21 protein-coding genes are annotated in these 21,812 nt (G+C 61.5%); 12 read left to right on the top strand and 9 right to left on the bottom strand.

Annotation, left to right across the window (positions count from 1 at the left end):
* Nucleotides 1–2: 2 nt before the first annotated feature.
* Entirely contained in the window at nt 3–1,151 is a 1,149-nt protein-coding gene (aliB, locus tag AAGF34_RS12500) for a cyclohexanecarboxyl-CoA dehydrogenase (RefSeq protein WP_342620928.1), read from the bottom strand.
* A gap of 288 nt (nt 1,152–1,439) precedes the next feature.
* On the opposite strand from aliB, the gene aliA reads away from it, so the two are divergent.
* The 9 genes from aliA (at nt 1,440) to AAGF34_RS12545 (ending at nt 9,822) form a co-directional block, all read left to right on the top strand.
* A complete protein-coding gene (aliA, locus tag AAGF34_RS12505) occupies nt 1,440–3,068 on the top strand; it encodes a cyclohexanecarboxylate-CoA ligase (RefSeq protein ID WP_342620929.1) in 1,629 nt (542 codons plus the stop codon).
* A complete protein-coding gene (locus tag AAGF34_RS12510; protein ID WP_342620930.1) occupies nt 3,065–3,841 on the top strand; it encodes an enoyl-CoA hydratase in 777 nt (258 codons plus the stop codon). The genes aliA and AAGF34_RS12510 overlap by 4 nt, the downstream gene beginning before the upstream one ends.
* Nucleotides 3,842–4,014: 173 nt before the next feature.
* Nucleotides 4,015–4,821, top strand: coding sequence for an SDR family oxidoreductase (locus AAGF34_RS12515; RefSeq protein WP_342620931.1), 807 nt, complete (start codon nt 4,015–4,017; stop codon nt 4,819–4,821).
* A gap of 27 nt (nt 4,822–4,848) precedes the next feature.
* The gene (locus AAGF34_RS12520) at nt 4,849–5,700 is read left to right on the top strand and encodes a branched-chain amino acid ABC transporter permease (RefSeq protein ID WP_342620932.1); all 852 of its coding nucleotides are present in this window, start codon (nt 4,849–4,851) and stop codon (nt 5,698–5,700) included.
* A gap of 10 nt (nt 5,701–5,710) precedes the next feature.
* A complete protein-coding gene (locus AAGF34_RS12525) occupies nt 5,711–6,706 on the top strand; it encodes a branched-chain amino acid ABC transporter permease (RefSeq protein WP_342620933.1) in 996 nt (331 codons plus the stop codon).
* A gap of 12 nt (nt 6,707–6,718) precedes the next feature.
* Nucleotides 6,719–7,438 carry an ABC transporter ATP-binding protein gene (locus AAGF34_RS12530; protein ID WP_342620934.1) on the top strand — a complete coding sequence of 240 codons (720 nt, stop codon included), beginning with the start codon at nt 6,719–6,721 and terminating at the stop codon, nt 7,436–7,438.
* Nucleotides 7,435–8,133: an ABC transporter ATP-binding protein gene (locus tag AAGF34_RS12535; protein ID WP_342620935.1), complete on the top strand. Its 699-nt coding sequence runs from the start codon at nt 7,435–7,437 to the stop codon at nt 8,131–8,133. The genes AAGF34_RS12530 and AAGF34_RS12535 overlap by 4 nt, the downstream gene beginning before the upstream one ends.
* Before the next feature lie 55 nt (nt 8,134–8,188).
* A complete protein-coding gene (locus AAGF34_RS12540; RefSeq protein WP_342620936.1) occupies nt 8,189–9,379 on the top strand; it encodes an ABC transporter substrate-binding protein in 1,191 nt (396 codons plus the stop codon).
* Between the two features lie 11 nt (nt 9,380–9,390).
* A complete protein-coding gene (locus AAGF34_RS12545; protein ID WP_342620937.1) occupies nt 9,391–9,822 on the top strand; it encodes a 5-carboxymethyl-2-hydroxymuconate Delta-isomerase in 432 nt (143 codons plus the stop codon).
* Nucleotides 9,823–9,845: 23 nt separating this feature from the next.
* Here AAGF34_RS12545 and hemP read toward each other — a convergent pair whose 3' ends face one another.
* From hemP to AAGF34_RS12575, 6 genes are read right to left on the bottom strand one after another with little or no spacing between them, the layout of a single operon-like run.
* Nucleotides 9,846–10,052 (bottom strand): hemin uptake protein HemP, encoded by a 207-nt coding sequence (gene hemP, locus AAGF34_RS12550; RefSeq protein ID WP_342620938.1) that lies wholly within the window; start codon nt 10,050–10,052, stop codon nt 9,846–9,848.
* Nucleotides 10,049–10,471 carry a biopolymer transporter ExbD gene (locus AAGF34_RS12555; RefSeq protein WP_342620939.1) on the bottom strand — a complete coding sequence of 141 codons (423 nt, stop codon included), beginning with the start codon at nt 10,469–10,471 and terminating at the stop codon, nt 10,049–10,051. Before AAGF34_RS12555 ends, hemP begins: the two co-directional genes overlap by 4 nt.
* A 4-nt stretch (nt 10,472–10,475) precedes the next feature.
* Nucleotides 10,476–11,204 carry a MotA/TolQ/ExbB proton channel family protein gene (locus tag AAGF34_RS12560; protein WP_342620940.1) on the bottom strand — a complete coding sequence of 243 codons (729 nt, stop codon included), beginning with the start codon at nt 11,202–11,204 and terminating at the stop codon, nt 10,476–10,478.
* 16 nt (nt 11,205–11,220) lie between these two features.
* Nucleotides 11,221–11,895, bottom strand: a complete 675-nt coding sequence (locus AAGF34_RS12565; protein ID WP_342620941.1) for a TonB family protein — start codon at nt 11,893–11,895, stop codon at nt 11,221–11,223.
* The gene (locus AAGF34_RS12570; protein WP_342620942.1) at nt 11,892–12,575 is read right to left on the bottom strand and encodes a Fe2+-dependent dioxygenase; all 684 of its coding nucleotides are present in this window, start codon (nt 12,573–12,575) and stop codon (nt 11,892–11,894) included. Before AAGF34_RS12570 ends, AAGF34_RS12565 begins: the two co-directional genes overlap by 4 nt.
* 22 nt (nt 12,576–12,597) lie before the next feature.
* Nucleotides 12,598–14,754 (bottom strand): TonB-dependent siderophore receptor, encoded by a 2,157-nt coding sequence (locus AAGF34_RS12575; protein ID WP_342620943.1) that lies wholly within the window; start codon nt 14,752–14,754, stop codon nt 12,598–12,600.
* A gap of 228 nt (nt 14,755–14,982) precedes the next feature.
* Between AAGF34_RS12575 and AAGF34_RS12580 the strand changes: the two genes are divergently transcribed.
* Entirely contained in the window at nt 14,983–15,675 is a 693-nt protein-coding gene (locus AAGF34_RS12580) for a YceH family protein (protein WP_342620944.1), read from the top strand.
* 7 nt (nt 15,676–15,682) lie between these two features.
* Here the strand turns inward: AAGF34_RS12580 and AAGF34_RS12585 are convergent, their stop codons facing one another.
* A complete protein-coding gene (locus AAGF34_RS12585; RefSeq protein ID WP_342620945.1) occupies nt 15,683–16,708 on the bottom strand; it encodes a proline racemase family protein in 1,026 nt (341 codons plus the stop codon).
* Nucleotides 16,709–16,872: 164 nt separating this feature from the next.
* On the opposite strand from AAGF34_RS12585, the gene AAGF34_RS12590 reads away from it, so the two are divergent.
* Nucleotides 16,873–18,003 (top strand): branched-chain amino acid ABC transporter substrate-binding protein, encoded by a 1,131-nt coding sequence (locus AAGF34_RS12590; RefSeq protein WP_342620946.1) that lies wholly within the window; start codon nt 16,873–16,875, stop codon nt 18,001–18,003.
* A gap of 82 nt (nt 18,004–18,085) precedes the next feature.
* Nucleotides 18,086–19,318, top strand: coding sequence for an FAD-binding oxidoreductase (locus AAGF34_RS12595; protein ID WP_342620947.1), 1,233 nt, complete (start codon nt 18,086–18,088; stop codon nt 19,316–19,318).
* A 48-nt stretch (nt 19,319–19,366) separates the two neighbouring features.
* Here the strand turns inward: AAGF34_RS12595 and AAGF34_RS12600 are convergent, their stop codons facing one another.
* Entirely contained in the window at nt 19,367–21,604 is a 2,238-nt protein-coding gene (locus AAGF34_RS12600; RefSeq protein ID WP_342620948.1) for an NADP-dependent isocitrate dehydrogenase, read from the bottom strand.
* Between the last annotated feature and the right edge of the window lie 208 nt (nt 21,605–21,812).

The following is a 21,812-nucleotide window of genomic DNA, read 5'->3' on the forward strand; positions in this document are numbered from 1 at the left end:
CCTCAGGTCAGACGCATGCCCGATTTTTCGCGGGCAATGATCATCTTCATGATGTTGGCGGTGCCGTCGCCAATCTGCAGGCCCAGCACGTCGCGGTAGCGTTGCGCAAACGCGTAGTCACTGGCATAGCCGCCGTGGCCGTGGGTCAGCAGGCACTGGTGGATGATTTCGCAGGCCAGCTTGGGCCCCCACCATTTGCACATGGCCGCTTCGGCCGAGTGGGGCCTGCCGTTGTCCTTGAGCCAGAGGGTGCGCAGGCAGTGCCAGCGCAGTGATTCCAGATAGGTCTCGCTCTCGGCGAGCGGGAAGCTCACGCCCTGGCGCTCGATGATGGACAGGCCGAAGGTCTCGCGGCCTTTGGCGTATTCCCAGGCCTCGTCCAGCGAGGCGCGGGCCACACCCAGGCACTGCAGGCCTATCAATGCGCGGCTGTAGTCAAAGCCCTGCATCACTTGAATAAAGCCCTTGCCCTCGGTGCCCAGCATGTGGTCGGCGGGCACACGCACGTTGTCAAAGAAGATGGAGCCACGGCCCACCGCACGGGTACCCACGTCGTCAAACGCAGTACGGGTCAGGCCGGGCAGGTCCATGGGCACCAGAAAGGCACTGATGCCCTTGGCGCCATCGGCATCGCTGCCGGTGCGGGCAAACACCACGGCCACATCCGACTGGTCAGCCAGGGAGATGGACGTCTTCTCGCCATTGATGACGAAGTGATCGCCATCGCGTACCGCCTTGAGTTTGAGACGGGCTGCATCGGAGCCGGCGCTGGGCTCGGTCAGGGCAATAGCCACCAGTTGGTCGCCAGCCAATATGGGCCGGAGCCAGCGCTCCTTGAGAAACTCCTGGGCATGGGTGGAGATGATCTGGCCGCACAGCGAGGTCAGCAGATTGATGTACGACATGTTGAAGTCGCCATAGGCAATCTGCTCCAGCAGCAGGCCGCTGGTGACACAGTCCACACCAATGCCGCCATATTGCTCAGGCAGCTCCGGCCCCAGAAAGCCCAGGTCTCCCATGGCCTTGACCATGGCGCGGTCCACGCGACCACTCTTGTCCCCTGCCTTGTAGCCCGGTGCCAGCTTTTGCACCGCAAAACGGCGCGCACTGTCGACCAGTGCCTGCTGGTCATCGCTGATTTGAAAGTCCATCCGTTTGCTCCTTTTGTGATGTTTTGAAGTTTAGGCAGTTTGGTGCATATAAGTAAATATCTTTACATAAAATGCTATTTGGGTGTTTGTGATGCGATGTGCAGGCCTTCTCTCGAAAATGCCCACAAAAATAATAAACAAGAGTGAAAAACACTAGGGAAAATACTTAGATAAATCTTCAGAAAAGTTGGTTCCGGCCTATTGCGGAAAATCATTTACGACAATACATTGTCTCAATACCGGCGACGCTTTCCTTTTTCGACGTCCGCCGCCATAGTGGAGACCCGCATGCAATTTGATCCCGTACTCATCGCTGGACGCCTCAAGGCCATGACCGAAGCCGGTTACTGGCGCAACCAGACCATCAACGACTTCATGGCCCAGGCACTGCGCGAGTGTCCTGACAAGCCCGCCGTAGTGGGCTACCGGAGTGACCGTGCAGACGCTGCGCGCCTGAGCTATAGCGAGTTGGAGTCACGCGTGGTGCGCATTGCGCGCAACTTCACCCGTCTGGGTGTGGGGCACTCCGACGTGGTGAGCTTTCAGTTGCCCAACTGGTGGGAGTTCATTGCCGTGGCATTGGCATGTGCGCGGGTGGGGGCGGTGGCCAATCCGATCATGCCGATCTTCCGCCAGCGCGAACTCAAGTTCATGCTGGACTTCGGCGAGTCCCGGCTGTTCATCGTGCCCAAGCGCTACAAGGGTTTTGATTACGAAGACATGGCCCACGACCTGTTGCCTCAACTGGAAGCAAAGCCGCGACTGGTGGTGGTGGACGGTCAAGGGCAAGACAGTTTTGAGCACGCCTTGCTGGCCGATACCGACACGGCGCTGCCGACCACCACACTGGGGTCCAACGATGTGTCGCTGCTGATGTACACATCAGGCACCACCGGCGAGCCCAAAGGCGTGACCCACACGTCCAACACCCTGTTCTCCAATCTGCACGGTTTCATTGGCGCTTACCACCTGGGTCGTGATGACGTCATCCTGGGCGCTTCGCCCATGGCCCACCTGACCGGCTTCGGCTATCTGGCGATGATTCCGCTCATCCTCAACGCCACCACCGTGCTGCAGGACATCTGGGATGCCAAGCAGGCGCTGGAGTTGGTGCGCCGGGAGGGCGTCAGTTTCAGCATGGCATCCAGCCCCTTTGTCTCCGACCTGTGTGCGGCGGCCGAAGCGGGCGGCCCGGTATCGCCACGCTTTACCAATTTCTGTTGTGCCGGTGCGCCGATTCCTCCGGTGCTGATTGAACGCGCCTTGCGCGTGCTGGGCTTGCGCGTGAGCTCGGCCTGGGGCATGACGGAGTGCGGCGCCGTGACCGTTACCGAGCCCGAGCGCACCAGCGAGAAGTCCGGCAGCACCGATGGCAAGCCGCTCGACGGCATTGAGGTGAAGGTGGTGGATGCCGACGGCAAGCCTTTGCCCACCGGGCAGACCGGCGCATTGCTGGTGCGGGGCAACTCGCTGTTCGCGGGCTATCTGAAACGCCCGCACTTGAACGCCACCGATGCCGATGGCTGGTTTGAAACCGGGGACATGGCCTACATCGATGCCGAGGGCTATATCCGCATCAATGGCCGCAGCAAGGATCTGATCATTCGTGGCGGCGAGAACATTCCGGTGATGGAAATCGAGAACCTGCTCTACAAGCATCCGGCCGTGGCCATGGTGGCCATCGTGGGTTATCCCGATGCGCGCCTGGGCGAGCGTGCCTGCGCCTTTGTCACGCTGCGCCCGGGCCACAGCTTTTCGCTGGAGGAGATGAGCCGCTATCTATCCGAACATCAGGTCACCCGCCAATACCATCCTGAGCGCCTGGAGCTGATGGAAGACCTGCCCAAGACGCCCAGCGGCAAACTGCAGAAGTTCAAGCTGCGCGAGTCGGCCAAGGTCTTTGGAGGTCAGGCATGAGCGCCGCTGCGGTGTTGAGCGAGGTGCGTGGGCGTGTCGGCATCATCACGCTGAACCGCCCCGAAGCCATGAACGCACTCAATGATGCGGTGATGGATGGCTTGCGCGACGCGCTCAACGCGTTCGAGGCAGATGCCAACATTGGTTGCGTGGTTCTGACGGGCAGCGAGAAAGTGTTTGCTGCCGGGGCCGATATCGTGGCCATGCAGAACATGGAATACGCCGATGCCTATGGCAGTGATTTCATCACGCGCAATTGGGAGCGCCTGCGTACCTTTCGCAAACCGGTGATTGCGGCCGTGGCAGGTTTTGCCCTGGGCGGCGGGTGCGAGCTGGCCATGATGTGCGACATGGTATTTGCCGCCGAGACGGCACGCTTTGGCCAGCCCGAAATCAAGATAGGCACCATTCCCGGAGCAGGCGGCACGCAGCGCCTGCCACGGGCAGTAGGTAAAGCCTTGGCCATGGACCTGTGCCTGAGCGGGCGCCTGATGGATGCCAACGAGGCTTTGCGCGCTGGTTTGGTGTCACGCGTGCTGCCTGCGGATGAATTGCTCAGCGTCGCGCTACGTACGGCTGAAAAGATAGCCGGCTTCTCACTGCCCGCGCTGATGATGATGAAGGAGTCGGTCAACCGTGCCTACGAATCGTCACTGAGCGAAGGCATTCTGTTTGAGCGGCGCACCTTGCATGCCACCTTTGCCCTGGCTGACCAGAAGGAAGGCATGCAGGCCTTCGTACAGAAACGCGAGCCGCGTTTCATCCATCGTTAAGCCCCACACGCCAGCGCCGCCGACCTAGGGAAAACGCTCCCAGGGCCGTGCATGAAATGTCCGGTTATTGGCACGAAACGTTGCAGCACTTGTCCGGGTGGCGCCACAAAATTCGGCACCTTTGGCACAGCCCCAAGACTTGCTGTTCCGCCCCTATTTTATAACGAGACACAATGACTCTTGCAGACACCACCGTAGCCATCGTGACCGGCGCCGCCGACGGCATCGGCTGGGCTACGGCACAGGCGCTGGCACGCGACGGCCACACCGTGGTGTTGCTGGACCTGCGTGCGGATGCGGTGCAGGCCCGCGCCGCCGAATTGGGTGCCGCCCATATGGCCATGGCCTGTGACGTCACCGATGACGCCAGCGTGACGTCGGCAGTGCAGGTCGTGGTGGCCCGATTTGGACGAGTGGATGTGTTGGTGAACAACGCTGGCATTGGTGACCAGGCCGGCGCCACGATAGACCAGAACAGCGCTGCATTCGATCGGGTTCTGGCCGTGCATCTGCGAGGCACGTTTCTGATGAGCCAGGCCGTGGGTCGTGTGATGCTGCAGGCGCAAGTGCCCGTGGGGCAGCAGCGCGGTGCCATTGTCAACCTGGGCTCTATTGCCAGCACCGTCGGCTTGCCTATGCGCAATGCCTACAGCGCTGCCAAGGCCGGTGTGCTGGGCATGACCCGGGCGCTGGCCAGCGAGTGGGCACGCAGCGGCATCCGTGTGAATGCGGTGGCACCCGGCTACGTGAACACGGCACTGGTGGCCGACCTCCACCGCAAGGGCATGCTCGATGCGCGTGGCATTGCCCACCGCACGCCGTTGGGCCGCATGGCCGAGCCGGCGGAAATTGCCGATGCCATCTGCTTTCTGGCCTCGCGCCGCGCCAGCTACATCACCGGCATCGTGTTGCCGGTGGACGGTGGCTGGACCTGCTTCGGCGCGCCGGAATCGGCGCTGGCCGAACTTCCCTCTGCATAAAAAGATGATGAAAAAACGGAGACCATTTTGCTGACGATCAATCTCTTCAACGGACTGACCTACGGCGCATTGCTGATCGTGATGTGCTCAGGGCTGGCCCTCATCTACGGACTGCGCCGGGTGGTGAACTTCGCGCACGGCTCGCTCTACATGCTGGGTGCCTACATCGGCTACTCCATTGCCGGCGCCAGCAACTTCTGGGTGGCGCTGGTGGGTGCACCGCTGGTGATGGCTTCGTTGGGCGTGCTGCTGGACCGCTACGGCTTTCGCCTCTTGCAGGACCGCGACCCGCTCACCGTGGTGCTGGTCACCTTCGGCCTGTTGCTGGTGATCGAAGACTTCGTGCAAACCGTGTGGGGCAAGAGCAATCTGTCGGTGCAGGCACCGGCTGCGCTGAACTTTTCGGTGGACCTGTGGGGCACACCCGTGCCGGCCTACCGCATCGCGGTGATTGCCGTTGGTCTGGCCGTGGCGCTGGGCTTAAGCCTGTGGCTGCGCTACTCCAAGGTGGGCCTGTTTGTGCGCGCCTCCAGCACCGACCCCACGACCACGGCCATGCAGGGCGTGAACACCGATGCCCTGAGCGCTGGCGTGGTGGGACTGGGTACCGCACTGGCGGGTTTGGCCGGGGTGGTGGCGGCGCCGTTTCTGTCGCTCTCGCCCAGCATGAGCAGCGACGTGATCATCGATTCCTTCGTGGTGGTGGTGGTGGGCGGCCTGGGCTCGCTGGCCGGTGCCTTTGTGGCCGCTCTGGTGTTGGGCATGGTGCAGTCGCTGGGCGCGGTCTATCTGCCCGATGAGTCTGCCGTGCTGCCCTTCGCCATCATGGTGGGCATCCTGATCTGGAAGCCCGCAGGTTTTGCCGGTAGCCGTACCTGAGGAGCACACCATGTCCATACAAAAAATCTCCCTGACCACGGTTGGCGCACTGGCACTGGGCGCTGCGGTGATGAGCTTCGTGAGCTCGGGTACCGTGCTCTCGCTGCTGACACAGGCCACCATCTATGCGGTGTTTGCCATCGGTGTGGGGCTGCTGCTGCGCCAGAACGGCATGGTCAGCTTCGGCCACGCCCTGTTCTTTGGCAGCTCGGGCTACGCGGTGGGCCTGTTGCTGCAGGCCAAGGCCGTGCCGGCAGAAATGGCCATTGTGCTCACGCTGGCGGGTTTGCTGCTGGTGGCCTTTGCCATCGGGCTGGTGATCGTGCGGGTGCCCGGCGTGTCCTTTGGCATGCTGACATTGGCGGTGGGACAGATGTTCTTTCTGACGGCCTCACGTTCCCGCGGGCTTACCGGCGGGGCAGACGGCATGAACATCGAATGGCCTTCCAGCCTGTTTGGTGTATCCATGTCGGTGCTGACGCGGCCAAGCAGCATGTTCATGCTGAGCTGGGGCACGCTGGTCATCGTCATCCTGTTGCTCACCCTGCTGCTGGCCACACGCTTTGGCAGCATCACCGAGGCCGTGCGCGACAACGAGGAGCGTGCGCGCTTCATCGGCATTCGTACCCTGCTGCCACGCGCTGCGGTGTATGCGCTGTCGGCCCTGGTCACTGGCGTGGCCGGCTTGCTCTCGGCCCTCAATACCGGCTTTGTGTCGCCGGAGAGCCTGCATTGGAGCCTCTCGGGTGTGGCGCTGATGATGGTGGTGGTAGGTGGCTACAAGGCGCTGTGGGGCCCGGCCCTGGGTGCGGTGGTGTATTTCCTGGCCAAGGACGTTCTGGGCGACTACGCCAGCCACTGGATGGCCATCTTCGGTGTGGCACTGATCGCCGTGATTGTGTTCTCGCCCAGCGGCATCGCCGGCATTCTGGACAGGTTGTTGCTGGGACGCCGCCTGGCCCACAAGCCCCACGCTGTCCCCACCGCTGCCACCGTGCGCCACTAGGAAGGAAACCCCATGACGGACTATGTAATGCAGGCCGACGATGTGGCCATCCACTATGGCGGCGTCAAGGCACTCGACGGCGTGTCGCTCACCCTGAAGCAAGGCCAGATCCGTGGCCTGATCGGCCCCAACGGTGCGGGCAAGACCACGGTGATCAACGCCATCACCGGGCGCCAGCCGCTCACCCGCGGCAAGGTCATGCTCCAAGGCCAGGACGTGAGCCACACCGATGCGGTGCAGCGGCGCATGCGCGGGCTCTCGCGCTCCTTCCAGCGCACCAGCGTGTTTGGCCAGATGCCGGTACGCAAGCAGGTGGAGCTGGCCTCGCACATGGTGGGCGTGCCCGACTCCGGTGCCGATGCCGATGACGTGCTGCACGAGCTCTCGCTGGCGCACCTGAGCCACTCCACCGCACAAGACCTGGGCTATGGCGAGCAGCGCCGCCTGGACTTGGCACTGGCGCTCGTAGGCCGCCCGGCGGTGCTGCTGCTCGACGAGCCCATGGCGGGTCTGTCGGTGCAGGAGTCGCTGGACCTGGCGCGCCATCTGCAGGCGCTCACCTCGCGGCGCAACGTCTCGGTGCTGCTGGTGGAGCACGACATGGATGTGGTGTTTGGCATCTCGGACGCCATCACCGTGTTTGAACTGGGCCGCGTCATTGCGCAGGGCACACCGGCCGAGGTGCGTGCCAACCCGCGGGTGCGCGAAGCCTATCTGGGGAGCGCCGCATGAAGACCCTGTTGCAACTCGATCAGGTGGACGCGTTCTACGGCGCGGCCCACATCCTGCACCGCATGTCACTTGAGGTAAAGGAAGGCGAGCGCGTGGCGCTCATTGGCCGCAACGGCGTGGGCAAGACCACGGTGGTCAACACCGTGCTGGGGCTGGCAGCGATGAAGGGCGGCGCCATCCAGATGGCAGGGCGCACCGTGAACCGCCCACGCACCTACATGGCAGCACAACACGGCATTGCGGTGGTGCCGCAGGGGCGCTGCATCGTGGCCAATCTGACGGTGGAAGAGAACCTGCAGCTGGGCGCGGCCGTGGCTCGCAAGGGGTTCTGGAACGTGCCGGAAATCTACAAGCTGTTTCCCATCCTGCAGGAGCGCGCTCATACACCGGGCACGGCCCTCTCGGGTGGACAGCAGCAGATGCTGGCGGTGGGCCGCGCGCTCATGGCCAACCCTTCGCTGATCCTGCTGGATGAGCCCACCGAGGGTCTGGCACCAGTCATCGTGGACCAGCTCGGCGAGATCTTCAACAAGGTCGCCGATCAGGGCACGGCGTTGCTGCTGATCGAGCAGAACATGACCCTGGTCACCCGGGTGGCCAGACGCTATGTGGCCATGGCCAAGGGCGCTGCCATCGCCCAGGGCGAGGTGCATGCAGGCAGCCTCAACGAGCTGCATGAACACGTGATGGTTTGACGCATTTCAACCGGCACCGGACCGTATCCGGCATCCACTACAGAGGAGACAACCCATGAAATCTATGAACTTTCCCCGCCGCACTGTCATCGTCTTGGCGCTGCTGGCCGCTTTGCCTGGCGTGACATTGGCGCAGGGCAAGGACCCGGTCAAGGTCGGACTGGTCAGCTCCAAGTCTGGCGTGTTTGCGCAGCAGGGCGAAGAAGTGATTCGCGCGGTCAAGTTCGCCATTGATGAAGCCAACGCCAAGGGTGGCGTGGACGGCCGCAAGGTGGAAGTGGCAGAAGCCGATGACGAAGGCACGCCCGACGCGGGTCGGCGTGTAGCCGAGAAGCTGGCACGCGATGGCTACAACCTGCTGATAGGTGCCATTCCTTCGTCCATCTCGCTGGCGCTGGGTGCCAACCTGGACCGCTGGGACGCCGCGTACTTTGTGGTGGCCAGCAAGTCCGACAAGATCACCGGCGACTCCTGCAAGCCGCGCATGTTCCGCACCAACCATTCCGATGCGATGGACATCGCCATGATCAGCGAATGGGCCAAGAGCTTCAAGGAAAAGACCTATGCCACCCTGGCGGCGGACTACGTGTGGGGACGTGACTCTTCCGAGTCCTTCACCAAGGCCGTCAAGGGCCAGGGCAAGGAAGTCAAGCTCAATCTGTACGCGCCGCTGGGCACCAAGGACTTTTCGCCCTTCATCGCCCAGCTCAAGGACGCCAATGTGGACGCCATCTGGGTGGCCGAAACCGGGCGTGACGCCATCGCCTTCGTGAAGCAGGCGCAGGAGTTCGGCCTGATCCCCAAGACCAAGCTCATCGGCCATTCGCTGATCCTCAACTTCATGATCAACGGTACCGACAAGGCACTGGAAGGCACGCCAGGCACCACCGGCTACACCCCCGATATCGACAACCCGCGCAACAAGGCGTTCGTCTCTGCATGGAAGGCCAAGTTCAACCGCCTGCCCACCGACAACGAAGGCCAGGCCTACAACGGTGCACAGGTCATGTTCGAGGGTGTGAAGAAGGCCGGCAGCACCAAACCCGGTGACGTGGCCAAGGCCCTGTCAGGCACCACCATCGACAGCATTTACGGCTCGGTGCAGATGCGTGCCGCGGACAACCAATTGGTATTGCCCAATTTCGTGGGCCGTGCCAAGGTGGTGGATGGTGTGCTGCGACCGGTGATCGAGCAAACGTTTGCTCCTTCGCTCACGCCTGCAGCATCGCCTCTGTGCAAGATGTAAGCTGCTGACCCATGCCCCATATCCTGATCGATTACACCGCCAACTTGCAGACACTGGTCGACGAGCGCGAGCTCGTGGACACATTGCATGGCGCGGCGGTGCGGTCCGGGATATTTCCGGTGTGGGGCATCCGTACCTTTGCCCGCCCGGTCCCGCACTACCGGGTGGGCAATGGGGACCCGGCCAACGGCTTCATCCAGGTGGTGGTGCGCATTGGCCCGGGGCGCGATCTGCCGTTGCGCCAACACATTGCCGCGCTGCTGTTTGATGCTTTGCTCGATGCCGTCGGCGACAGTTTTGAGGGCAGGCGTATGGCCTGCCAGCTGGAGGTCATGGAGTTTGACCCCGCGCTCACCTTGTTTCAAAACAATCTGGCCGATGGGGCCGACACGTCTGCGGTGCTGCGCCGCTTTCCGGCGCCCGAGGCAAGCGCGAAGGGCTGACTGCGCGCAAGGGCGCCGGGGCACTACTTGGTCAGGATGAGCTTGCCCGCCTTGGTGATCTGTAGCCGGTAGACCTGCTCGCCATAGGCGATGTTGATGCCTTGCGCATTGCCCAGCAAATCGGACAGTTGCACCAGCTTGCGCTCACCGGCGACCGACTCGCCGGTAGTGGCCGCAGGTGCGGCCTGCCGCTCCTTCGGTGCGTGGGGCGTGCGGGCTGGATCTTTCAACGTGCGGGCTCCGTCACAAATGCGATCTTGCGCAAGCCGGCCTGCTTGGCCATGGCCATGGCCTGGGCCACGTACTCATAGCGCACGGCCTTGTCGCCCTGAATGTGCAGCTCCGGTTGCGGTTCCTTGCCGCTCTCGGCCCGCAGGGTGTTGGCCAGTTGCGTGGCATCCACGCTCTGGCGGTCCAGGAAGAAGGTGCCCTGTGCGTCCACGCTGAGTTGCAGCACGACAGGCTTTTGCTGCAGCGGCTGGCTGGATGCCACGGGCAGATCCACCGCCACTGCATGTTTCATCACCGGCACGGTGATGATGAAGATGATCAGCAGCACCAGCATCACGTCCACCAGCGGCGTCATGTTGATCTCGTTCATCACCTCGCTGTCGGCGTCGGTGCTTGCATCCTGTATTCCGAAGGCCATGGCATCAGGCTTTCTTCATGCTGAGCACGACGTTGGCCGCATGTCCATCCGGTTGCACGGCTCCCACGCGGGCACCTGTGACGAAGTAAGCGTGCAGGTCGTGTGCAAAGCGGGTGAGCCGGGTGAGTGCCGACTTGTTGCCGCGCACCAGTGCGTTGTAGCCCAGCACTGCGGGGATGGCCACGGCCAGACCCAGGGCGGTCATCACCAGGGATTCGCCGATGGGGCCGGCCACCTTGTCGATGCTGGCCTGGCCGCTGGCGCCAATGCCCATGAGCGCGTGGTAAATGCCCCAGACCGTTCCGAACAGGCCCACGAAAGGCGCGGTGGAGCCGACCGAAGCCAGAATGGCCAAGCCCGATTGCAGACGCGCCGTGCTGTCATCCATGGCGTTGCGCAGTGCGCGGCTGATCCAGTCGCTGATGTCCAGTGCATCGTGCAGCTGCGCCTGGGTGTTGCGGTGGTGGCTGCTGGCCTCGAAGCCTGAGCGCGCCAGTTGCACAAACGGGTTGGCCGCCTGTGGCCCCAGGGCGTTGAGACCCAGCGCAAAGTCCGGGCTGTGCCAGAAGGCTTCGGTGCTGCGCGCCAGTCGCTTGAACTGGATCAGGTCAATGACCTTGAGCAGGATCACCATCCACGAGGCCAGCGACATGGCCAGCAGCAGCAAAGCGACCAGCCGGATGATCCAGTCGCCCTGGCTCCACAAAGAAATTAGTCCGATGGGGGTTTGCATAAAGACTCCAAAAAAATTAATCGAGAACAAAGACCAGAGGGACGTTGAACCACATGGCCTCGGGAATTCCGGAACGTTTGCCGGGCACGTAGCGCCACTTCAAGGCAGTCTCCACAGCCGCACGGTCCAGGCGTTCAAAACCGCTGGAGCGCAGGACTTCGGCCTGCTGCGCCACGCCATCGGCACCAATCAAGGTGCGCACCACCACCTTGCCGGTTTCGCCCAGGCGGCGGCTCATGGCCGGGTAGGCGGGCTTGGGGTTGTGCAGATAATCGGCATCGGACGAGGGCGGTTGCACGACCGGTGCGGGCGCTGCCGGTGCAGCGGCCACCGCAGGGGCCGCCGGTGCGGCTGCCACGGCGGTGGGCGTGTTGGGTGTGGCCGGCCCTGCGGCAACGGCGGTGACGGGCGCTGGTGCAGGCGTCATTTCCGGCACAGGGGCAGGTGTTGGAGGCGCCGGCTGCGCGGGCTTGGGCTGTGCCACCGCAGTGGGCTTGACCACCTTGGGTTGCGGTGCCGGAGGTGCAGGCGGTGTCTCCATAGGCATGACCTCCACCAGCATTTCAGCGGGGGTGACCACGTCTTCCGGCACACGCTGCAACCCGTGCTGCAAGGCCCAGAGCGCTGCACCATGGCTCAGCAGCACCAGGGCAAACAGCAGCGGGCGGCGGTGACGTACGGCTGCGTTCATGTATCGGCCCACATGCGCAGCAGGTTGTGGTAGCAGCCGGTGAGCTTGACCACTTCCGCGGTGTCGCCACCCTTGCGGCGCAGGTCCAGGATGGCCATGTCCATGTCGTACAGCAGGCGGCGCTGCGCGTCCTGGCGCACCATGCTTTCGATCCAGAAGAAGCTGGCGATGCGTTCGCCGCGGGTCACCGGCTCGACCCGGTGCACCGAGGTGCCGGGGTACATCACCAGGTCGCCCGCGTCGAACTTCACGCGCTGTTCGCCGTAGGTATCCTGCACCACCAGCTCGCCACCGTCGTAGCTGTCCGGGTCACTCAGGAACAGCGTGCAGGAGATGTCCGTGCGCACATGCTTGGCCGTGGCCGCGTGCGTGCGCACCGCGTTGTCGATGTGGTCGCCAAAGGCGTTGCTCTCGCCGCCGTAGCGGTTGAACAGCGGTGGGTAGACCGTCTTGGGCAGGGCGCCGGTGACGAACTGCGGATTGCGCGCCAGCGCCACCGACACCAGGTGCCGGGCCTGCTGCGCGTTGGCGCAGTCTTCCGGCAGTTGCCGGTTGTTCTTGACGGCCGCACTCTGGGTGCCTGCGGTGACGCGCCCGTCGACCCAATCTGCGCTCAGGAGCAGATGGCGGATCTGGTGCAGTTCGTCAGCGGTCAGTGCCTGGTGGATTCGCAGCAGCATGGTGAGAGGTTTCCTGTCGGGTTCAGAGGTTGGCGGTCCAGGTCAGACGCACGCTACGTCCCGGTGCCAGACTGGGCCAGCCTTGGTAGAGCGAGCTGTAGTAGACGGTGTCACCCACGTTGTCGATATTGAGCTTGAGGGCGTTGCGTGGGTTGATCTGGTATTCGACCAAGGCATCGGCCTTCACATAACCGGGCGCAGTGTTGGCCAGGCTTGCAGCGCTCGAAGAGGCCGGATGGTTTTCGCTCACCGCTGTGATGCCGCCGCCAACGCGCCATTTGTCATCCAGGCGGTAGGTGGTCCACAGATTGGCTTGCTTGGCAGGTGTCAGACCGGGGTTGAGGCCGACCGTGGCTTGCGACGCGGCACTGGATCCCGCCTGGTCGATCACACCGTTCATGAACACCAATCCGGCAAAAATTTCCCAGCGTTCAGTCAGCTTGCCCTGGACTTCAAACTCCAGCGAGTCGGTGTGGCGTTGGCCCGAGAGCAGGTATTCACCGGTGCTCTGGTTGATGTCGGTATTGCGTTCGTTGTACTTGTCGGTGCGGGCCAGTGCCGTGCGTACCGAGAGGTCGCCATCGGCCAGCTCCCACTTGATGCCGACTTCTATGTTGCGGCTGCTCTCCGGTGGTGTGTTGGCCGTGTTGGCGTCGTACTGGTAGAGGTCGCCCGAGGTGTTGAAGGAGGTGCCGTAGGAAGCGTAATAGCTGACCGTTTCCGTGGGCTGGTACATCAGGCCCAGGCGCTTGCTCCAGACCGAGTCGGTGCGTGACAGGGTGCCACCGGTCAGGCGGTCATAGTCACCGCCGAACTGGTCCCAGCGCAGACCCGCCACCACTTTCCAGAAGTCGGTGAGGGAGACGGTATCCTGGACATACAGGCCCAGCGTGGTGGCTTTGAACGTGTTGGCCCAGTTCTTGATGCGAGTGTCTGCGACTGCGGCATTGCTGGCTGCGGCCACAGTAGTGGCCGGTTTGGCCGGTACGTTGGAGTAGGTATAGCGGGTGGAGCGCTCCAGTGCGTATTCAGCGCCCAGCAGCAGTTCCTGCTTCAGGTTGAACCATTCGCCTCGGGTCAGGTAGTCGCTCTGCAAGAAGGTGTGGTGCTCTTCACCGGCGCGGGTCTGGTTGCCGCGGTTGACGGTGGTGTTGCCGTTCAGGTTGTCTTGCGTGACGGTATTCGCAAAGGCGTTGAGCTGTGTTGCCCACAGGTCCCGACGGTATTGGCCGTCACGCACCTTGGTCTTGAGGCTGCTGCCGTCATCAAAGTAGTGTGTGTACGAAGCGGTGGCGATATCGGCACTGTCGCGCTGGTAGTCGGAATCCACGCCATACCACTTGTCGGTGGGCAGTGGTGCCGGCGCGCCCTGCAGCCAGCGGCCGCCCAGATCCGGCTTGTCGTTGTAGTCCAGGTGGTACACGCTGAAGTGCCATTCGTCCGTGGTGCCCAGACCAATGCCGTAATCGGCGGCCAGCCCGCGGCGATGGGTGCCAGCCTTGTCTGCGCGGCCATCCCAGTCGGTGGACATGAGGTCGAAGCGCAATGCCGAATCTTCACTGGTGGCGACGTTGAAGTCACCATCCAGGCGCAGGTAGTTGCCGGTGCCTACGGTGGTGTTGATCTCCGATGCGGTGCCCTTGTGTGCCTGCTTGCTGACCTGGTTGACCACGCCGCCAGTAGAACCGCGACCAAACAGCATGGAGGCGGAGCCGCGCAGCACTTCGATGTTCTGCAGGTTGAAGGTGTCGCGGTTGTACTGGGCGATGTCACGCATGCCGTCCAGATAGATGTCGCCAGCCACGGTAAAGCCACGCAGGCGGATGTTGTCGCCGATGCGCCCGCCTTCGCCGGCTTCAAAGGTAATGCCGGGGACGTTTTGCAGGGCGCCCTTGAGCGTGTCCTTGCCTTCGTCGTGGATGAGCTTTTCGGTGACAACCGTCAACGATTGCGGGATGTCCTTGGCGGCTGCCTGTGTCTTGCCCACCGACACCACGCCGCTCTGGTATGTCTGGCTGTTGCGATCCCGTGTGCCGGAAATGGTGACCGGCTTGAGCGTTTTGGTCTCTTCACCTGCGGGAGTGTCCTGCACGGTCTGGGCACATACGTTGAGCGAACCGGCGAGCAACAGCGCCCCCAGTGGCAGCAGGGCAGCGGCAGATGTCGGCGAGCAGTGCATAGGCATCGCGGCGGCGTTGCGAAGGCGTTTTTTGGAAGAAAGAGAACGTGGCATAGCTAAACAGACCTTTGGGTTTGATTTGGCTGGCTATGGCACGGACAGCGGGATGCTGCGTGATGTGGCTGGCTGGGGTTAACGGACGCTTTACATTATACACAAATGAGAACCATTCGCATTAACGAATATCAAACCGGTCTATAGAATGGGTCGAAAAACAACATCTGTCTTATGACCACTCCCACACCGACTCCCGTCCGTCCCTTGCTCACCGATATTGAAGCCCGCGTCCTGGGCACGCTGATGGAAAAAGCGCGCACTGTGCCCGACAGCTACCCTTTGTCCCTCAATTCGCTGACGCTGGGGTGCAACCAGAAGACCAGTCGCGACCCCTTGATGGAACTCGGTGAGTCCCAGGTGGCCAGTGCGGTGGCCAGTCTGCGCGAGCAAGGGCTGGTGCACGAGACGACCGGTGGACGCACCACCAAGTTCACCCACAACTTTCAGCGCGGCGTTGGTGTGTATGAGCAAGCGGCGGTGTTGCTGGGCATGCTGATGCTGCGCGGACCGCAGACAGCCGGTGAGCTGCGGCTCAATACCGAGCGCTGGTACAAATTTGCGGACATCTCTTCCGTTGAAGGTTTCCTGGAGGAGCTGCTGGAGCGTTCAGAAGAAAAAGGCGGGCCATTGGTCGTCAAGTTGCCACGCCTTGCCGGCACCCGTGAGCAGCGTTGGGCACATCTGTTGTGTGGTGAAGTGGATGTGCAGGCCCTGGAATCGGGTCGCGTGAGCCACGGCGCAAGCGGCAACAACGAGCGCATCGAAAGGCTGGAGCGAGAAGTGGCCGAGTTGCGCAGCATCGTGCACAAGCTCTGCGGCGAGTTGGGGATCTCGGCGGACGCTGCGGCCGACACCCCGAACTAAAGCCGGTCTACATCGGCCAGGTATCGGACAGCCGGTAGCCCGAAGGGTAAGGGTCCGTAGGGTCCAGCGTGTGCTGGTGCGTGCCCGTGATCCACGCAGTGCCCGATATCACGGGCAGGATTGCGCTCTGACCGCCAACCGTGGTCGCTGATTCAATATGGCATGCAAATTCACTGCCGATGATGGAGCGTGCCAGGTAGCGGTCCCCCACTTGCATCAGACCCTTGGCATGCAGTACGGCCATGCGTGCAGAGCAACCGGTGCCGGTGGGGGAGCGGTCTATTTTTCCGGGACGAATGGCAACCGCATTGGCGCCCGTCCAGATACCGTTCTCCTGCTTGAGCGGACCGGCGAACTGGCAGAAAGATATATGTTTCCAGTCCGGGTTGGTGGGATGCACAAAACCTAGTTGTTCAGTCGCTGCCTGTGTGATGCGCATACCTAGTTCAGCTAATTCGCGCGCCTCATTCGGTGTTATGGAAAAGCCCAGTTTTTGTGCATCCACAATCACAAAACTATCACCACCGTATGCCGTATCTACTACCAAAGTGCCAAGTCCTGCTACCTCCAAATGCGAATCCAATTTAGCTGCAAACGACGGCACGTTGCGAACTGCGATGCGCTCGGCTTTTCCGCCCTTGCATGTGGCCGTGACTTCGATCAATCCACCAGGTGGTTCGAGCACCATTTTGGTCACAGGCTCCTGCATCGGGATGATGCCGGTCTCCAATAAAACGGTCGCCACACAGATGGAGTTGGAGCCCGACATGGGCGGTGTATCACTGGGCTCCATGATGATCCAGCCCATTTGTGCAGCCGGGTTTTTCGGGGGTACTAGCAGATTGACATGACGGAACACGCCACCGCGCGGTTCGTTGAGAACGAAGTTGCGCAGTGTCTCGTCACGCGCGATGAAACGCGACTGCTCCCAGATGCTGTCCCCTGGTGGCGGCGCGACTCCACCGACGATGACATCGCCGACTTCACCCGCTGCATGGCAGCTCACCACGTGGATAACTTTGTTGGTCTTCATGGCTATAAATAGTGATTTGTGCTGTGTGCATCATGTCATGATTAGACTTGCATCAAAAGTGCACCAACTAAAAGCATGACTTAAGGGTTTACACGCTACAAGTTTAGGCCCGCATCTTGCATAACCGGAACTGTGTTTTTTTTCTTAATAGAAAGTTAGTTCGTATGAAATTTCAATCCAAGCTTATGCCCCTGGTGGCAGCTGCAGCCGTCGTGTGCATGGCAGGCTCTGCATACGCAGAAGACATTACCGTGAAGATTGGCCACACTGGCCCACTCTCCGGTTCCAATGCCTTTGCTGGTAAGGACAATGAAAACGGTATCCGCATGGCCGTTGACGACATCAACGCCAAGAAAATGACGGTTGCTGGCAAGACCTTGAAGCTGGAGCTGGTGTCTGAAGACGACCAGTGCGATCCCAAGGCCGGTGTGGCCGTGGCACAGAAGATGACCGATGCTGGCATCAAGTTCGTGATGGGCCCCTATTGCTCCGGTGTGGCCATTCCTGCTTCCAAGGTGTATGACGAAGGCGGCGCCATTCTGTCCACCGTGGGCAGCAACCCCAAGGTCACCATGGGCGGATACAAGAGCGTGTTCCGTATCATTGCCGGCGACAACTTGATTGGTACCAGCTTGGCACAGTACGCCTTCCACACCATGAAGGCCAAGACTGCCGGCGTGATCGACGACCGTACCGCTTTCGGCCAAGGTCTGGCTGAAGAGTTCATCAAGGAAGCCAAGGCACTGGGCCTGACCATCGTGGGTCAGGAATACACCACCAACCAAGCTACCGACTTCAACGCCATCTTGACCAACATGAAGGCCAAGAACCCTGACGTGATCATGTACGGCGGTTACGCTGGACAAGCTGGTCCTCTGACCAAGCAAATGAAGGGTCTGGGCATCAAGGCCAAGCTGCTGGGTGGCGATGCCATTTGCGTGGCTGAGACCGGCAAGCTGGCTGGTGATGCTGCCAACGACACCGTGTACTGCGCACAGGGCGGCGCCATTCTGGACAAGGTTGCTGCGGGTCCTGCATTCAAGGAAGCCTACAAGAAGCGCTTCAACCAGGATCCGGATGCTTACGCTGCTTCCTTCTACGACCAGACCCAGATGGTTGCCAGCATCATGTCCAAGCTGGGCACTACCGACGCAGCCAAGGTCAGTGCAGAGCTGCACAAGGCCAGCTACAAGGGCATCGTGACCACCTACGCGTATGACGAAAAGGGCAACCTGCAAAAGGCGCCTATCACCGTCTACACGTTCAAGGCAGGCATGCCTACACCGGTGCAATAATCATCGGCACGCTTTACGCGTGATCAAGGCAGCAGCTGTAATGGCTGCTGCCTTTTTTCATTGACAGAGCAGGTAGGGAACTATGGCTAACGTTGCGGTGATCGGTGCGGGATTTGTGGGTTTGTCATCGGCCTATTGGCTGATGCGGGATGGACACCAAGTCACCTTGTATGACCCGGTCGGTGCGGCTGGTGGTGCGTCGTTTGGCAATGCCGGCACCTTTGCCAACTACGCCTGCATACCGGTCAACAACCCCACGGTGTTTCGCGATCTGCCGCGCTACCTGTTCTCGCCCAGCAGTCCCCTGCGTTTGCGCTGGGGCTATCTGCCGCAACTCATGCCGTGGCTGCTGGGCTTTTTGCGCAGCTCCACCACACAGCGTTACACCCGTTCGGCCACGGCGCTGGCGCAGCTGCTGGGTCGTGCGCAGAGCGGGTACACCGACATGGTGGCGCAAGCCGGTCTGGACGGCTTCATCTGTCCGCGCGAGTGCTTGTACCTGTATTCGAGTGCGGCCAACTTTGAGGCATCCCGCCCCACTCTGGAATTGCGTAGCGCCCTGGGCGTGAAGACGCGCATTCTGCAGAAGGCCGAAGTACGTACCTTGGAGCCATCGCTGCAGCCTCTGTTTGAACGCGGCGCATTGTTTGAAGGCTCCTGGCATCTGTCGGATCCTTCGGCCTTTCTGCATACCTTGCAGAGCTGGCTGCTGGATAAGGGGCTGCAGGTTCGCGCTACGCAGGTGCAGTCGCTCAAGCCCCTGCCAGACAACGTGATACTGGGAACAGCAGACGGCGAGATACAGCACGACCATGTTGCCCTGTGTGCCGGTGCCCATTCCGGTCCCTTGGCCGCGCAGTGTGGCGATAAGGTTCCGTTGGAAGCAGAGCGCGGCTACCACCTGATGTATCCGGGTACTTCGCATCTGATATCCCGACCGGTGGGCTGGGCGGAGCGCGGCTTCTACATGACGCCGATGAAGCAAGGCATACGCGTCGCGGGGGCCGTGGAGTTGGCGGGACTGGGGCCAGCAAAACATCCGGGCCTGCTGGACCTCCTGCATTTCTCGTCCCAGCGCGCACTGCCGCAACTGGGCTCACCCACCGCGCCCTGGTTGGGGTTCCGCCCCACCTTGCCGGATGGCCTGCCGGTGCTGGGCCGATCCAGTGCGTCCGCACGGGTCATCTACGCCTTCGGCCATCAGCACATTGGATTGACGCTGGGTGGTTTGAGCGGCATGGTGGTAGCAGACCAGATCGCCGCTAGGGAGTCGGTGCTGGATCTGAAGCCATTTGCGGCAACGCGCTTCCAATAAAAAACGGGGGCATTGCTGCCCCCGTTCCTGTCACTTCACGGCGAAAAATCAGGCCATTGCTTTTTCCAGCACGGCGTTGAAAGTTGCGCTCGGACGCATGACATCCGTGACCTTCTGCTTGTCGGCCAGGTAGTAGCCGCCGATGTCCGCCGGCTTGCCTTGCACTGCTGAGAGTTCGGCCACGATGGTAGCTTCGTTCTCGGTCAGGGTCTTGGCCAGCTTGGTGAACTGTGCGGCCAGTGCCTTGTCTTCAGTCTGCGCCGCGAGTTCCTGCGCCCAGTACGTGGCCAGATAGAACTGGCTGCCGCGGTTGTCGAGCTGGCCGGTTTTGGGCGACGGGCCCTTGTTGTTGTCCAGCAGTTTTCCGGTGGCTGCATCCAGTGCCTTGGCCAGGATCACGGCCTGCTTATTTCCGGTCTTCAGACCCAGGTCTTCCAGCGAAACTGCCAGCGCCAGGAACTCACCCAGGCTGTCCCAGCGCAGGTGGTTTTCTTCCACCAGTTGCTGCACGTGCTTGGGCGCAGAACCGCCAGCGCCGGTTTCGTACATGCCACCGCCTGCCATCAGGGGCACGATGGACAGCATCTTGGCGCTGGTGCCCAGTTCCATGATGGGGAACAGGTCGGTCAGGTAGTCGCGCAGGATGTTGCCGGTGGCGCTGATGGTGTCCAGACCGCGGATGACGCGCTCCAGTGTGTAGCGCATGGCGCGCACCTGGCTCATGATCTGGATGTCCAGGCCGGTGGTGTCGTGCTCATGCAGGTACATCTTGACCTTGGTGATCAGCTGAGCTTCGTGCGGACGGTAGCTGTCCAGCCAGAACACCACGGGCATGCCGGAGTTGCGGGCGCGGGTTACGGCCAGCTTGACCCAGTCGCGGATGGCAGCGTCCTTGCATTGGCACATGCGCCAGATGTCGCCGGTTTCCACGTTCTGGCTCAGTAGCACTTCGCCGGTTTCCAGATCGGTGATGTTGGCCACGCCGTCTTCGGGGATCTCGAAGGTCTTGTCGTGCGAGCCGTACTCCTCGGCCTGCTGGGCCATCAGACCGACATTGGGCACCGTGCCCATGGTCTTGGGATCGAAGGCGCCGTGCCACTTGCAGAAGTTGATGATCTCTTGGTAGATGCGGGCGAAGGTCGATTCGGGCATTACGGCCTTGACGTCCTTCAGGCGGCCGTCGGCGCCCCACATCTTGCCGCCGTTGCGGATCATGGCGGGCATGGAAGCGTCCACGATCACGTCGTTGGGCGAATGGAAGTTGGTGATGCCCTTGGCAGAGTCCACCATGGCCAGTTCGGGGCGGTGCTCGTGGCAGGCGTGCAGGTCGCGCTTGATCTCGTCCTGCTTGCTTTGCGGCAGTGTGGCGATCTTGGCGTACAGGTCGGCCATGCCGTTGTTGACGTTGACACCCAGTTCCTTGAACAGATCGCCGTGCTTGGCAAATGCGTCCTTGTAGAAGATCTTGACGCAGTGGCCGAACACGATGGGGTGGGACACCTTCATCATGGTGGCCTTGACGTGCAGGGAGAACATCACGCCGGTCTTGTGTGCGTCCTCGATTTCCTTCTCGTAGAACTCCAGCAGCGCCTTCTTGCTCATGAACATGGAGTCAATGACTTCACGGTCCAGCAGGGCCACCTTGGGCTTGAGGACAATGGTCTTGCCGCTCTTGGTGATGAGTTCCATCTTGACGTTGCGGGCGCGGTCCAGCGTGATGGACTTTTCGCCGTGGTAGAAGTCGCCATGGTGCATGTGGGACACGTGCGAGCGCGATGCCTGGCTCCACTCGGCCATGCTGTGCGGGTTCTTGCGGGCAAATTCCTTGACGGCCTTGGGTGCGCGGCGATCCGAGTTGCCTTCGCGCAGCACCGGGTTCACGGCAGAGCCAATGCATTTGGCGTAGCGTGCGCGGATGGCCTTTTCTTCTTCGGTCTTGGGATCTTCCGGATAGTCAGGAATGGCGTAGCCCTTGCTCTGCAGTTCGCGAATGCATGCAATCAGCTGACCCACCGAGGCGCTGATGTTGGGCAACTTGATGATGTTGGCTTCGGGCTTGAAGGTCAGCTTGCCCAGTTCGGCCAGGTTGTCGGGAACACGCTGGGACTCTGTCAGATATTCCGGGAAGGTGCCCAGCACGCGGGCCGCAACGGAAATGTCGCTCTCAGCTACCTCAATGCCGGCCGGAGCGGCGAAGGTGCGGATGATGGGCAAAAACGCGCAGGTGGCCAGAAAAGGGGCCTCATCGGTCAGCGTGTAGATGATTTTTGACTTTTGTGTCGTCATTGATGTCCTCTTGAGCGAAAGGGATATGGGGTAAAAAGAAGAAAACCGCTGAATTGTGATCAACCCCCTATTATCCCGTTCAAAACCTGCATGTCTCTGACAGATACTGGTGGAAGCAAAATTCCCGCTCAGCTATCCTGGCAGCATGGTCACTGACCTGCCTCAAAACCATGGCCTGCAAGTTCGGCAACACTGCCCTGCGCAATCC

The organism is Rhodoferax sp. GW822-FHT02A01 (genome assembly GCF_038784515.1).
Classification (GTDB): Bacteria; Pseudomonadota; Gammaproteobacteria; order Burkholderiales; family Burkholderiaceae_C; genus Allorhodoferax.